The 14,201-nt window shown below is 59.6% G+C and carries 14 protein-coding genes; 11 read left to right on the forward strand and 3 right to left on the reverse strand.

Features of this window, described 5'->3' with window-relative positions; translation table 11 throughout:
- Window positions 1-122: 122 nt before the first annotated feature.
- Window positions 123-530, reverse strand: coding sequence for a very short patch repair endonuclease (locus E3U23_RS01615; RefSeq protein ID WP_347710002.1), 408 nt, complete (start codon window positions 528-530; stop codon window positions 123-125).
- A gap of 28 nt (window positions 531-558) precedes the next feature.
- Here E3U23_RS01615 and E3U23_RS01620 point away from each other — a divergent pair, with 28 nt between their 5' ends.
- Together E3U23_RS01620 and E3U23_RS01625 are read left to right on the forward strand one after the other, a co-directional pair.
- A complete protein-coding gene (locus E3U23_RS01620; protein ID WP_279349431.1) occupies window positions 559-2,916 on the forward strand; it encodes an ATP-binding protein in 2,358 nt (785 codons plus the stop codon).
- Entirely contained in the window at window positions 2,913-3,824 is a 912-nt protein-coding gene (locus E3U23_RS01625) for a response regulator (protein WP_279349432.1), read from the forward strand. Before E3U23_RS01620 ends, E3U23_RS01625 begins: the two co-directional genes overlap by 4 nt.
- Here E3U23_RS01625 and E3U23_RS01630 read toward each other — a convergent pair.
- Window positions 3,723-5,000, reverse strand: a complete 1,278-nt coding sequence (locus tag E3U23_RS01630) for a DNA cytosine methyltransferase (RefSeq protein WP_279349433.1) — start codon at window positions 4,998-5,000, stop codon at window positions 3,723-3,725. The genes E3U23_RS01625 and E3U23_RS01630 overlap by 102 nt on opposite strands.
- A gap of 367 nt (window positions 5,001-5,367) precedes the next feature.
- On the opposite strand from E3U23_RS01630, the gene E3U23_RS01635 reads away from it, so the two are divergent.
- The 9 genes from E3U23_RS01635 (at window position 5,368) to mmsB (ending at window position 13,454) form a co-directional block, all read left to right on the forward strand.
- Window positions 5,368-6,873 carry a CoA-acylating methylmalonate-semialdehyde dehydrogenase gene (locus E3U23_RS01635; RefSeq protein ID WP_279349434.1) on the forward strand — a complete coding sequence of 502 codons (1,506 nt, stop codon included), beginning with the start codon at window positions 5,368-5,370 and terminating at the stop codon, window positions 6,871-6,873.
- A 20-nt stretch (window positions 6,874-6,893) separates the two neighbouring features.
- Window positions 6,894-7,430, forward strand: coding sequence for a hypothetical protein (locus E3U23_RS01640; protein WP_279349435.1), 537 nt, complete (start codon window positions 6,894-6,896; stop codon window positions 7,428-7,430).
- On the forward strand, window positions 7,427-7,933 hold the full coding sequence (locus tag E3U23_RS01645) for a hypothetical protein (RefSeq protein WP_279349436.1): 507 nt from the start codon (window positions 7,427-7,429) through the stop codon (window positions 7,931-7,933). Before E3U23_RS01640 ends, E3U23_RS01645 begins: the two co-directional genes overlap by 4 nt.
- Window positions 7,926-8,237 (forward strand): I78 family peptidase inhibitor, encoded by a 312-nt coding sequence (locus tag E3U23_RS01650; RefSeq protein ID WP_279349437.1) that lies wholly within the window; start codon window positions 7,926-7,928, stop codon window positions 8,235-8,237. The genes E3U23_RS01645 and E3U23_RS01650 overlap by 8 nt, the downstream gene beginning before the upstream one ends.
- A gap of 56 nt (window positions 8,238-8,293) precedes the next feature.
- A complete protein-coding gene (locus E3U23_RS01655) occupies window positions 8,294-9,244 on the forward strand; it encodes a polysaccharide deacetylase family protein (protein ID WP_279349438.1) in 951 nt (316 codons plus the stop codon).
- A 55-nt stretch (window positions 9,245-9,299) separates the two neighbouring features.
- Entirely contained in the window at window positions 9,300-10,451 is a 1,152-nt protein-coding gene (locus tag E3U23_RS01660) for an acyl-CoA dehydrogenase family protein (RefSeq protein WP_279349439.1), read from the forward strand.
- Window positions 10,452-10,455: 4 nt separating this feature from the next.
- Entirely contained in the window at window positions 10,456-11,505 is a 1,050-nt protein-coding gene (locus E3U23_RS01665) for an enoyl-CoA hydratase/isomerase family protein (RefSeq protein WP_279349440.1), read from the forward strand.
- A gap of 21 nt (window positions 11,506-11,526) precedes the next feature.
- Window positions 11,527-12,309, forward strand: a complete 783-nt coding sequence (locus E3U23_RS01670; RefSeq protein ID WP_279349442.1) for an enoyl-CoA hydratase-related protein — start codon at window positions 11,527-11,529, stop codon at window positions 12,307-12,309.
- Window positions 12,310-12,584: 275 nt separating this feature from the next.
- Window positions 12,585-13,454: a 3-hydroxyisobutyrate dehydrogenase gene (gene mmsB / locus E3U23_RS01675; protein WP_279349443.1), complete on the forward strand. Its 870-nt coding sequence runs from the start codon at window positions 12,585-12,587 to the stop codon at window positions 13,452-13,454.
- Here the strand turns inward: mmsB and E3U23_RS01680 are convergent.
- Window positions 13,438-14,181: a hypothetical protein gene (locus E3U23_RS01680; RefSeq protein WP_279349444.1), complete on the reverse strand. Its 744-nt coding sequence runs from the start codon at window positions 14,179-14,181 to the stop codon at window positions 13,438-13,440. The genes mmsB and E3U23_RS01680 overlap by 17 nt on opposite strands.
- Between the last annotated feature and the right edge of the window lie 20 nt (window positions 14,182-14,201).

Raw genomic sequence — 14,201 nt, forward strand, 5'->3', positions numbered from 1 at the left:
AAGTTGTCCAACGAGGCTCTAGGGGTGGGGTTTCATGCATCCGAAACTTCGGACCAATCCATGTGCGAACAGTGACCGCAGGGGTGCTGCGTCCAACTGGGATAATCCGTATCGGGATTTAATTAGGCGATCAGGCCGTTGTTTCGCAAAAGTTCCTCGATGTCGGTCGATTTGACATCACATTCCCATAGGATGACGACCCTCCAACCCATTCCTTCGAGTTCGTCTTTCACGCGCACGTCCCGTTCACGGTTTTTCGTAAACTTTTCGATCCAAAAACTCTGCCGTGTCTTTGGTGTCCGCGCGATGGAGCATCCTTCGTGCCCGTGCCAAAAGCAACCATGGACCAAGATCGCGACCTTATCCTTCGGCAATACGATATCGGGACGGCCGGGAAGGTCTTTCCTGTGCAGGCGAAAGCGGCGTCCTGCGCGATGAAGCGCGCGCCTCACTATCATTTCGGGCCGTGTGTCCTTGCTACGGAACCTGGCCATAAGCTCCCGCCGCTGCATATCGTTCATTCTGGCCATAGCGTTCACATGGGGTATGGAGGCGCAGATGGCTACCACCGAGCACTTCAAGGTAAGTTCCTACCTCAAGGATATCATCGGGCGTGACTTGGTCACGAATGAGTTCGTTGCAGTGTTCGAGCTGGTTAAGAATGCATTCGATGCAAAGGCCAAGCGTGTGGATATCGCCTTCGACCTTATCAATGACGAGCTATGGATCGTCGACAACGGCAAGGGGATGGACGAAGCGGGCGTCAAGGACCGCTGGCTCTTCGTTGCTTACTCGGCAAAGGCTGACGGCTCCGAGGACGAAGAAGCCAGCCAAGACTATCGAAACAAGATCAAGCCACAGGGCCAATATGCCGGAAGCAAGGGAATAGGGCGGTTTTCATGCGACACCCTTGGAGCCAAGCTCGAACTCTATTCCCGCGAGAAGGGGAGCAATAGCGTACAACGGCTTGACGTCGAATGGGCCAAGTTCGAGGCAAACAGCAAGAAGCTGTTCCAAAATGTCAACGTGACCCATGACGATTCAGCATCTTTTCCCACCGAGGCTCCCGTCAAACTTCCAAAGAAATCCGGCACCATCTTACGCATAAAGCAGCTTCGCATGGATTGGGATGCTGACGATATCGGCAGGTTGCGTCGCTACCTCGAAAAGCTGATCGACCCCTTCGGAACAACAAAAGACACTCCGGTCTACATATCTGTCGTCAGTGACGAGCTCGACGATGATGAGATAAAGGAATTAAGTGGCAAGGTCGGCAACGACCTCCAAGAGCTGCTTGCGGAAAAAACCACGCGGATTGTCGTCGACCTCGAAGGCGACAGCATCAATACTGAACTCATAGACCGTGGCCGAACAATCTATCGCATCCGCGAGGCAAACGCTTACGACACCCTCGATGTCGCCAAGATCCGGATCGAAATATTCTATCTTAATCGGAGCGCCAAGCACACGTTCACCTCTCGCATGAAGGTCCGCCCCATCGAGTTTGGTAGCGTGTTCCTTTTCCTCAATGGCTTCCGCATCTTTCCAATCGGGGAAGAGACAGACGACACATTAGGCCTCAACAGGAGGAAGCAACAGGGCACATCAAGATATTTAGGAACCCGCGACATAATGGGCCGGGTCGATGTGACGGCACCCCACCGTATGTTCCGTGAAGCGTCCAGCCGTGATGCCGGGTTGATCGAAGATGCACGTTCCCGCGAGTTGTTTGATGCTATTCGTAGGAAGGCGATTTTTAGGCTTGAACGTTATGTTGTAGGCGTGACCTGGCCCGATAAGGCCGATATGTTTCGCGAGGATGCAAGCGGGCTGCGCTTTGGGGAGACTAAGGGGCGTGTAGCGCAGATCATTGCGAATCTAGCTGCAACGAAAGACTTGGAACTCCTCTATTTCGATCCAGAGATTGTCGATCTTGTCGATGATGATGTGGAAACCATCGACGGGGCCATAAAGTCGCTGACTGCAATCGCCGAAAGACAGGGCGACGAGCGACTTCTCGAAAGGATCGAAGGTGCCAAGGCTCGCATTGCCGAGCTGGAAAAGGCTGAGGCCGAGGCGGCCCAAGCGGCAAAGGAGGCGCGAGAGGCGAAGGCGCGGGCCGATGCACGCATCGAAAAGCTAGAGCGCCAAGCGAAATACCTAGCCTCGACACAAGACCTAACCGTCGAGCAGATGACACTCCTTCTACATCAGGTGATGATCTATTCCGGCCATATCGGAGCCGCAATTGATCGTTCGCTCAAAGGTGCTCGTGTAATTGTCGATGCCGCAGTGGAAATTGCCGAGAGTGTAGAGGATGAAGATTTGGAAGACGCCGCCGCAGCGATCCGAAGTCGTGCACGACGTGTGGCCGATGACCTAGACTATATACATCTTGAGAATGATAGATTGATAGCGGTGGCACGCTTCGCATCAAATGCACGCTTTGACCTCGAGACCGATCTTCTCGAAGGAGACGTTATCGCCTTCCTCGATGAATATGTAAATCAGGTCCGAGGTGGTCGAGACGCAACCTCCACTGTGGTGTTTGATGCCAATGGCCTCGAACTTTTCGCCCGTTTCCGCCCTGTCGACCTAGTCGTAGTGGTCGACAACCTGCTCGACAACGCGAGGAAACATGGAGCGCGAATGATGACCATGGAGGCTCGAAAGGGCAGCAAAAAGGGCAGCGTGCATGTGGCCATTTCGGACGATGGGCGTGGCATTAACGAACAGTTGGTCGATCCGGAGAGGATTTTCGAGAAGGGATATTCATCGACGGCCGAGGGGACAGGCTTGGGACTGTATCACGCCAAAAAGGTCATGGAGGATATGGGCGGTGGTCTAATCTTAGATGCTAGGAGGCATACTGGGCGGGTTGAGTTTGCAATGATCTTGCCAGAGCCAAAGAAATGAACCTCACCTTCAACGTTTGCTGGATAGAGGATCAGGCGAGCGATGCATTTGTTGAGAGCGTAGAGGAAGCCATCCGCGCGAATGGATTTGATCCGAGGATCGAGCGGATCGCGACACAGGAGGAGATTGCCGAGTTCGCGCATCGGCAGGAGCAGTTTTACGATTACGAGCTGATCCTTCTGGACTTGCAGCTCGGCGCGACGAAGGGCGATGAGATCGCGAAATCGGTTAGGCGACATTTTCGATCAACGCCCCTCTTGTTTTACAGCGGTGCTGACGAGGTTGATCTCCGCCAATTGATGTATAAGGCGGGAATAGAGGGCGTTTATTGCATCCATCGGAGAGAGCTGCCGAATAGAGTTCGGGAACTGGTCGGAGAATTATCCCCGGCACTCAATCGCCTGAACTCCATGAGGGGTCTTGCCGCACAGACCGTCGCCGATTGTGACGAGCGTTTCCGCAAGATTATCATGAATGCGGCAGAGGATGATCAACGCAAGGATGAAATTTTCGCGTCATTAAGAGATAATCTCGTTGAGAATGCCGAAAATCGAGCGGAAGAGCTACGCAAACTCACAACTCTGGATGAGCTTTTTCAGCAGTATGTCCCGACCGCCGCGCTTATGAAAGAAGCCCTACGCATTGCGCGTAAAGCAGGGGAGGGAGATGACGAAATCCTCGATCTTCATAGATCGATCAAGAAAAATTTCTATCCTATGCTCACGGCTCGACGACATGCCCTCGCGCACGTCGTGGAAGAGCGAACGGCAGAGGGATTTGTTGTCCGAAAACAGAACGGCGAGCCTTTAACTCGTGACGATTTCATCGGCTATCGAGAAGAGTTCGCCATTGTCCTGCGGGACGTGACTAGATTGCACGGGCGACTGGTCCCGCAACAAGCCGATTAACATGCAGCCGATGGCCTCCGCAAGAAGTGGAGGCACCGCGTTGCCTATCTGAGTGTAGCGCGGACACGCAGTCTTCCTGCGCTCTCCACCCGTGGTGTAGGGGCCAGAAAAGGAGAACCAGTCGGGAAAAGACTGGATGCGGGCCAACTCCCTGACGGTTAGAGTTCTTGGATCGGAATAATGAATGATATCGTCAGGTAGCGTGGTGACTGTTGGTGCAGGTAGCTGCTCGTCGAGAGGCGTCGTCGACCGTTTCCCGATCCCTAGCCGCGCACGGTCCTCCGGCGATATGCTGCGCCCGCGTGGACAAGTCGCAAGTATTCTCAAAAAGCGCGCTATCGTTCTCTCGCTGTGCCTTGCCAATCTGCGATCACTGGGCTGCGAGTTTTGCCCATCGCGCATCAAATTTTGATAGGCGCTATCCGGGTCCTTCGCACGGTTGACGGCGCAATAGCCCCTCTCTCCCCATTCTTCATCCAACAGTGGTTGGCGATCACCAACAACGAAGTCGGAAATTGCCTCGCCAACCGAAACCGCCCGCGTGCCGAGACCCCTTTCTTGGAGAAAGCGCCGCCTGGATGTGTGGAGCCTGACGAGGGGATCGACGCCGGGTAGTGTGCCCTTTAAGGCCGCTATCAGGATGAAGCGCGGTCGCTTTTGGGGGACACCGTAGTCCGACGCCACTAGCACCTCTGACCAGACATCGTATCCCAATCGTCGAAGGCTCTCCTTCACAACCTGATCGTAAGTGCCACCATCTGCATGTGGCATTGAGGTAAACCCGCGAACATTCTCCAGCAATACGAGCCGAGGCTGCACAAGTTCTACGAACCGCAAATAGGCCCCGACCATCTTGCTGCGAGGATCATCGGGGTCGCGTCGACCATTCATCGAGAAGCCCTGACATGGGGGGCCTCCTGCAATCAGGTCGATTTTTCCCGCCAAAGTGCGGAGATTGGCTTCCTGTTCAAGAGCAACATGCGTCACGTCATGCGGGCCCATCTCTAGCCACGAGGGCCACTGAACCTCAAACCTTGCGGCATCCAACAGGTTTTTTCGGTAGGTGGAAAACGCATCTTGATGCTGCTCGATGGCGAACTCGCAATCAAATCCAGCATTGTGGAGACCGAGCGATAACCCGCCGCAACCCGCGAAAAGATCGATGAACCTTGGCACGGGAGTTTCTTATACCGGGGGCGATTAAGAAAACCAGGACAATGCGCGCCGTCGCGCAACTGCCTTGCAACTCGTTGCAGAAAATCCGCACATCGAGTTTTCATCGAAATCACAAGCTACTGATTTGATTGGCCCCAATTTGATCGCGGTTTACAGCATGAGCTGCAGAAATCTGGGCTTCTAGGCTGCTTGGGAAGCTGCTGCTCTACCATTGAGCTACACCCGCAAGAGCGCGCCGGCTTTTGCGCGTAATCCGTTCCATGGTCAACCGGATTGGTCACCGCCGCCCTCTTGTTACAAACGAAACCGGTTGCTCTAGGACCTCTCGCGCGCCTAGGCCGTTGGGCGAATAAAGAGAGGTTTATCCATGCGCATTATCGACCACGTCATCGCCAACCATCAGGGCGGCGGAACCGACCATCGCACACACCAGGTGTGGAACCCGTCCACCGGCGAAGTGCAGGCCGAAGTCGCACTTGGCGATGCGGCACTGCTGCAAAAGGCGGTCGACGCGGCGAAGAAGGTGCAGCCCGAATGGGCGGCGACTAATCCGCAGCGCCGGGCGCGGGTGATGTTCGAGTTCAAACGGCTGGTCGAGAACGAGAAGCAGGCGCTCGCCGAACTCTTGTCGAGCGAGCACGGCAAGGTCGTGGACGACGCGCATGGCGACGTTCAGCGCGGACTTGAGGTCATCGAATATGCCTGCGGCATTCCCCAGGCGCTGAAGGGTGAGTACACGCAAGGCGCCGGGCCGGGGATCGATGTCTATTCGATGCGCCAGCCGCTCGGCATCGGGGCGGGCATCACACCGTTCAACTTCCCCGCCATGATCCCGATGTGGATGTTCGGCATGGCGATCGCGGTCGGCAACGCGTTCATCCTGAAGCCTTCCGAACGCGATCCGAGTGTGCCGGTCCGCCTCGCGCAATTGTTCGTCGAAGCCGGTGCGCCCGAAGGGCTGCTGCAGGTGGTGCATGGCGACAAGGAGATGGTCGATGCCATTCTCGATCATGAAGACATTGCCGCGGTCAGCTTCGTCGGTTCGTCCGACATCGCGCATTACGTGTACAAGCGCGGGGTCGCCGCAGGCAAGCGCGTGCAGGCGATGGGTGGCGCGAAAAACCACGGTATCGTCATGCCCGATGCCGATCTCGACCAGGTGGTGAACGACCTTGCCGGAGCCGCCTTCGGCTCGGCGGGCGAGCGCTGCATGGCGCTGCCCGTGGTGGTACCGGTCGGCGAGGACACGGCAGGGCGGCTGCGCGAGAAGCTCATTCCGGCCATTAACGCCCTGCGTGTCGGCGTCGCCACCGACAAGGATGCGCATTACGGCCCGGTCGTTACGCCGGAGCACAAGAACCGCATTGAGCAATGGATCGAAACGGCCGAGAAGGAAGGGGCCGAGGTCGTGATCGACGGGCGCGGCTTCTCGCTGCAAGGCCATGAAGACGGCTTCTTCGTCGGCCCGACCTTGCTCGATCATGTCACGCCAAAGATGGAGAGCTACCAGGAAGAGATCTTCGGCCCAGTTCTCCAGATCGTGCGCGCCAAGGATTTCGAGGAAGCGCTCAAGCTGCCGAGCGAGCATCAATACGGCAACGGCGTCGCCATCTTTACCCGAAATGGCCACGCCGCCCGCGAATTCGCACACCGCGTGAATGTGGGCATGGTCGGCATCAACGTGCCGATCCCTGTACCGGTCAGCTATCACAGCTTCGGCGGGTGGAAGCGCTCGGGTTTCGGCGATACCGACCAGTACGGGCAGGAAGGCCTCAAGTTCTGGACCAAGGCGAAGAAGGTCACCCAGCGCTGGCCCGACGGCACGGCGGATGCCGACAACAAGGACGCCTTCATCATCCCGACCATGGGCTGACCCGAAGGAGACGTAACGCCATGGCACACCCCTCAATCTTCGGGATCGTTGGTGCGTGTCTGGCGCTTGCGGCCTGCTCGCAATCTGCGGAGACACCGCCGGACACGCCGACACCGTCGCCCACCATGATGCCGGTCGAGCCCGATGGCGGCAATGGGAGCGGCGCTCCGCCGTTGGAGGCAGCTTCGCAGTCCACCGTGAAAACGATGCCGAGTCGGCTACGCGGCGACTGGCACAAGGACGATCTCGGTCGCGCGCCGGGGGCCGAAGATTGCGATCCACGGCTTCGCGGTACGATCGACTGGGATCGCCTGATCACGGTGGACGAAAACGGCTACAGCTATTTCGAGACCGGCGGGCGGATCATGGAAGTGCACAATCGTACCGATACCCTGATCGATGCGACATTCGATACGACCTATGCCGATACGCCGACACAGGCGCGCCTTGATTTCGCTCTGCAGTCCAACGACACCATGGCGGTGAACGAGGACGACGGCGATGGGCAGATGTCGACGAAGCAATATATCCGTTGTCCGAAAGGAACCGGCTCGTGAAACCAGCATTCCCGTTCGCCCTTCTCGCCCTGACGATGACCGCCTGTTCGTCGCAGGACGAAAGTGCACCCGTCGATACCGAAGTTCGCGCAGACGGCGATCCGCAAGACGTGGGCGCTGGGCCGGATGGGCAGTCGCTCGCCGATCCGACGACCGACGGCGTCACTCGGCAGGCCGATGCAATTCCCGCGCAGTTCCTCGGCATATGGGACAATGTCGACGGCAATTGCTCGTCCAGTTCCGATCTGCGCATGGCCGTTCGCCCGCGCGAGATCGAGTTCTACGAATCGCTCGGACGGGTGGCGAATGTCGAGGTGCGGGATGCGCGCACCGCTTTGGTTACGCTCGACATGTCGGGCGAAGGTGAAACATGGCAGACGACCAATCGCTTTGTCCTGAGTAACAACGGCAACACGCTGACACCCGAGCATGTGGATGAAGCCGATGCCTACGAACCCATGCCATTGAAGAAATGCCCCGATCGTGGAGGAGATAATGCGTAACCTCGCCCTGTCGCTGTTCGCCCTGCCGCTGGCTGCCTGCATGACAACCGGCAATCCGCCCACCGGTTCGCTCGACGCCGCGCCCCCGCCCGCCGCCGGCGCGACGTGCGATGCGACCGAGGCGCAGCAATTCATCGGCCGACAGGCGAGCGAAGCGATCGGTCGCAGCGCGCTGGCCATGAGCGGCGCGCGGACCATGCGCTGGGGCGGCCCGGATACGGCCTTCACGATGGACTTCCGCGAAGACCGGTTGAACATCGTCTACGATGCGGGCGGCTCCATCGAACGCATCTATTGTGGCTGAACCCACGGCGGCAGAAGGCGGCTTACTTCCCACGCCACGCTTGCTATTCTCGCGGAATGTCTTCCCGCACCGTCCTGTCGCTCTGCCTGATCCTGCTGGTCGGCGTGCCTTCAGCCGCGCTCGCGGAAAAGCGCGTTGCGCTCACCTTCGACGATGTGCCGCGTTCGGCGGGCGCATTTCTTTCTCCTGACGAACGCACGGCAAGGATCATCGCCGCGTTGGAGGAAAGCGGCGTCGAACAAGCTGCGTTCTTCGTCAATCCCGGAAATCTTTCGACCGCTGACGGGGCCAACGGGGACGCACATATCTCGGCCTATGTCGCGGCTGGGCATGTGATCGCCAACCATTCCTTCAGCCATCCCCACCTGCGCACCAGCGATGTGGAAACCTACCTTGCCGATATCGACCGCGCCGAAGCCTGGCTGAAAGGCAGGGAGGGTTATCGTCCGTGGTTCCGCTTTCCCTATCTCGACGAGGGCGGCAGGGACCTAGACAAGCGCGATGCCATTCGCGCCGACCTTGCCGCACGCGGTTTGCGCAATGGCTATGTTACGGCCGATGGGTCGGACTGGCATCTCGAGCAGTTGACCCTCGACGCCAAAGCCGCGGGTAAAACGATAAACATGACGCAGCTCGCGCGCCTCTATATCGGCGCGCAACTAAGCGCGCTCGAATATCACGACCAGCTGGCGCGCGACACGATCGGCCGCTCGCCCGCCCACGTGCTATTGATGCACGAGACGGATCTTGCCGCCCTGTTCCTCCCCGAACTCGTCGACGAGATGCGCAAGCAGGGCTGGACGATCATTGCAGCGGAAGAAGCCTATGCCGATCCGATTGCGGCAGAGCAGCCCGACGTACCCTATGCCTATGGCACGCTTATCGGTTCGATGGCATGGGAACGCGACGTGCCGCCGCCCGCCTATCCCTTGTGGATGTCGACCGATATGATGAGCCTGCTGTTCGATCGGCGCGTGGTAGAGAAAGCGGCCGAGACAGAGGACTGACTCTTGCTGCGCGCACCTCTGGCAATCGCGGCTTTCGCCCGCTAGAGCCAGCGCCATGACAGGACAATTCCAGCTTACCGAAGAACAGCGCGCGATACAGGACATGGCGCGCAAATTCACCGCCGACAACATCACGCCGCATGCCGGCGAATGGGACGAGAAAAGCCACTTCCCGCGCGACGTCATTAAAAGCACCGCCGAACTGGGTTTCGGTGCGATCTACGTCAGCGAAGAAAGCGGCGGCATCGGTCTCGGCCGGCTCGAAGCTGCGCTTATCATGGAAGCCATGGCCTATGGCTGCCCCACAACCAGCTCGTTCATCTCGATCCACAATATGGCGAGCTGGATGATCGACTGCTTCGGCGGGCAGGACGTGAAGGATCGCTACCTCCCCGATCTCGTCAGCATGGAAAAGCTTGCGAGCTACTGCCTCACCGAACCGGGCAGCGGATCGGATGCGGCTGGCCTGAAGACGCAGGCCGTGCTGGACGGCGATCACTATGTGCTCAACGGCACGAAGCAGTTCATTTCCGGCGGCGGCGTGAACGACGTCTACGTCACGATGGTCCGCACCGGCGAGCACAAGACCAAGGGCATAACATGCCTCGTAATCGACAAGGACACGCCGGGCGTTTCATTCGGGAAGCCGGAAAAGAAGCTCGGCTGGAATGCCTCCCCCACGGCGCAGGTGATATTCGAGGATGCGCGCGTGCCGGTCGCCAATCGCGTGGGCGACGAGGGCGAAGGGTTCCGCTTCGCTATGATGGGACTCGACGGCGGACGGCTGAACATTGGCGCCTGCTCGCTTGGCGGCGCCCAGCGCTGTCTTGACGAAGCGGTCGCCTATACCAAGGACCGCAAGCAGTTCGACCAGCCTATCGCCGAGTTCCAGAACACGCAGTTCATGCTCGCCGACATGGCGACAGATCTCGAAGCGGCTCGCGCCCTCCTCTACCTTGCCGCCGCCAAGGTAACGGACAACGCGCCCGACAAGTCGCGCTTTTCCGCCATGGCCAAGCGGCTTGCCACCGACAATGGCAGCAAGGTCGTGAACGACGCGCTGCAATTGTTCGGCGGCTACGGCTATCTCAAGGAATACCCCATCGAACGCTTCTGGCGCGACCTGCGGGTGCATTCCATCCTCGAAGGCACCAACCAGGTTATGCGCATGATCGTTGGCCGGGATTTGCTGCGGCAGGGGGCCTGATCGGATGACCGAAGAGCTTCTCATCCACACCCATGGCCCCGTAGGCCATGTTTCGCTGAACCGACCCAAGGCGATCCATGCGCTCACTCACGATATGTGCCGTGCGATGAGCGACGCGCTCGCCGATTGGGCGGCGGACGATGCGATCGAAGCAGTCATTCTCGACCATGCCGAGGGTCGGGGCTTTTGCGCGGGCGGTGATATCAACCTGTTGCGCCACTCCGCGCTGAACGATGACGGAAAAAGCGGTCGCGAGTTCTTCCACGACGAATACCGCCTAAACCACCAGCTGTTCGAATACGACAAGCCGGTGGTCGCCTTCATGGACGGAATCACGATGGGCGGCGGCGTCGGCATCGCGCTGCCCTGCAAATACCGGGTGGCAACCGAGAATACCCGCTTCGCCATGCCGGAGACGGGCATCGGCCTGTTTCCCGATGTCGGCGGCGGCTGGCATCTCTCGCGACTGGGCGGGCGGCTCGGCCAGTTCCTCGCGCTGACCGGTGCCCGGCTCGACGGAGCGGAATGCCACTTCGCCGGCCTCGCTACCCATTACCTGCCGACCGAGAAGCTCGCCGAAGCAAAGGCGCGCATCATTGACAATCCCTCGCGAGTCGGCGGCATCCTGTCCGAATTGTCGGTCAAGCCGCCAGAGGCGCGGATCGAAGCCAATTGCGAGCGGATCAACCGGCACTTCGCCTCCGACCGCTACGAAGACATCCTTGCCAGCCTGGAAGCCGACGATAGCGAATGGGCGGCGAAGGAACTGGCCACGCTGCGCACCAAGAGCCCGCAGACCTGCAAGGTCGCACTGCGGCAGCTCGCGGACAGCGAGAAACTGGAAAGCTTCGCCGACAACATGCGGATGGAATATCGCATCGCCAGCCGCGTGCTGACCCGGCCCGACTTCGCCGAAGGGGTCCGCGCGGTCATCGTCGACAAGACGAACGATCCCGAATGGAACCCGCCGACCCCAGAAGGCGTGAGCGACGATCTGCTCGATAGCATCTTCGCCCCCCTCCCCGAAGGCGAGGAATGGACGCCGCGCACCTGATCGTCATCCCACGGAGTACGAATGACCTACGAAACCATCACCGTCGAACAGCGGGACGCTGTCACTCTTATCACGCTCAATCGACCCAAGGCGCTCAATGCCCTGAACAGCCAGGTTCTTGAAGACCTGACCGCCGCGTTTGCCGTCTATCAGGCCGATAGCAGTCAGCTTTGCGCGGTGCTCACCGGATCGGGCGACAAGGCGTTCGCAGCCGGGGCCGACATCAAGGAAATGAGCGAGAAGGCGGCCGCCGACTTCTATCTCGAGGATTTCTTCAGCCCCTGGACCAGCGAGATCGTCAAGAAAACTCGCAAGCCGTGGATCGCGGCCGTCAACGGCTTCGCGCTTGGCGGCGGGTGTGAACTCGCCATGATGGCGGATTTCATAATCGCGAGCGAGAATGCCAAGTTCGGCCAGCCCGAAATCAAGCTCGGCGTAGCCCCCGGCATGGGCGGATCACAGCGGCTGACGAAGGCGGTCGGAAAATCGAAGGCGATGGAGATGTGCCTCACCGGCCGGATGATGGACGCCGAAGAAGCCGAACGCAGCAATCTCGTCGCCCGCGTCGTGCCGCATGACAGCCTGCTCGACGAAGCGATGAAGACCGCCGCGCAGATTGCTTCGATGCCTCCAATGGCCGCGATTGCGAATAAGGAAATGGTCAACGCCGCCTTCGAAACCTCGCTCGATCAGGGCTTGACGATCGAGCGCCGCATCTTCCAGATCCTCACCGCGAGCGAGGACAAGAAGGAAGGCATGGCCGCCTTCGTCGAAAAGCGCGAGGGCAAGTGGAAGGGGCGGTGAGCTTGTGGGAACGGGTCTCGTCGCATTAGCAACGCTTCTTCTTGGCGCCGGTGTAAGTGCGATTTTGACGAGAACCGGCAAAACCAACATCATTTTAGCTACGTCGATAGGCCTTTTTGCTTCCGTTATCGTGAGCACGACTTTGTTTCCGGTTTTCCCTTGGGACAGCCCCTATCTCCCGGGCGCTCTGCTCAGACTGTCGCTATTCATTCTACCATTTATCTTCGCTGCAGCTGCGTTGGGGAAATGGCTAAGAAGCTAGAGAGGAACTCAAAATGAAAATCGCCTTCATCGGCCTCGGCAATATGGGCGGCGGGATGGCCGCGAACCTTACGAAGGCAGGCCACGAAGTTAACGCCTTCGACCTTAGCGAAGACGCGCTCGCCGCGGCGAAGGACAAAGGCTGCACGACTTTCACCGATGCGCGGGAGGCGGTTCAAGGCGCGGACGCGATCGTCTCGATGCTGCCAAATGGCGAGATCGTGAAAACGGTCTATATCGACAGCGTCATCGGCCATGCGCCGCAGGGCGCGGTGCTGATCGACTGCTCGACCATCGACGTCGCCACCGCAAAAGAGGTCGCAGCGGCGGCGGACGGCGCGGGCTATGCAATGGTCGACGCGCCCGTATCCGGCGGGATTGCGGCGGCGAATGGCGGCACACTCACTTTCATGATCGGCGGCAGCGACGAGGCGTTCAAGCGCGCCGAGCCGGTGCTGCAGGACATGGGCAAGGCCGTGATCCATGCCGGCGATGCGGGAGCGGGACAAACGGCGAAAATTTGCAACAATATGCTGCTCGCTATCAGCATGATCGGCACGGCCGAGGCGATGAAGATGGCGCAAAAGCTCGGCCTCGATCCGCAGAAGTTCTACGAGATTTCTTCCCAGTCCTCCGGCTATTGCTGGTCGCTAAACGCCTACACCCCAATGCCGGGCGTCGGCGTCGATAGCCCGGCGGATAACGACTACCAGGGCGGCTTCGCGACTGCGCTAATGCTGAAAGACTTGCGCCTCGCCATGGCGGCGGCGGATGAGGCGGATGCCGCCGTGCCGCTGGGCGCGCGGGCAGCCTCGCTTTACGAGGACTTCAGCGGGGCGGGCAATGGCGGGCTCGACTTCTCGGCGATCATCCAGACCTATTGATCTCGGCAATGATGGCGGCGAGCCACTGAAGCGCTTCTTCGCGCCCGCCGATATCCGCCACGAATTCCTGTCCCTGTGCCACCGAGATCAGGTGGTTTGGCGCAGGCCAGCGGTTCGCGCCGCGGTGATAGGACAGGCCGACCTCGTGCAGCCATTCCGGCACCCTCCAATGCGTGCGTGACATGCCTTCTCGCGTGAGACGCAGTGCATCGCTGGCATGGGACGCCGTCCGCCCCTTGCCGACATACAGGGTGTCGCTGCGATTGGCGTGGTGAAAGCCGAAGGCGTGCGGGTGGCCAAAATCGGCGAAGCGCTGGCGGGTCGCTTTGTCCGCACCGTCCAGCCGGACGATTTCCTCGACTTCGAGATAGCCGAAGATGCGGTGATGGTCACCCTGCCCTACGCCCGCGAACCAGCCGAAGAACAGGAACACATCGCCGATGCCGACCCCCTGCCGGTCGAGATGGGTTTGGGCACCCCCGCACTGGCCGAAGATGCAGCGGCCTCCGGGCAGGAACATCGGATCGTCGTGGCACAGGTCTGCGTGCGAGAGCCGCCCCCGGCTCGCGGTGCCGACCAGTTCGCCGAGGCCCCGCTCACCATAGGTGGTCGGCGCGAGGCCTTTCGTGTCGGGGATCGGCAGGCTGACCGGGCGGCCGTCAACGATCGGTGAGGGTCCGCCGCCCGCCGCGCTGTCGAACCCCTTGCGGCTGAAGATGATGCGCAATGCCCGACTATTCCGGGCGC

This window comes from Erythrobacter litoralis (genome assembly GCF_029760855.1).
Lineage (GTDB): Bacteria > Pseudomonadota > Alphaproteobacteria > Sphingomonadales > Sphingomonadaceae > Qipengyuania > Qipengyuania litoralis_A.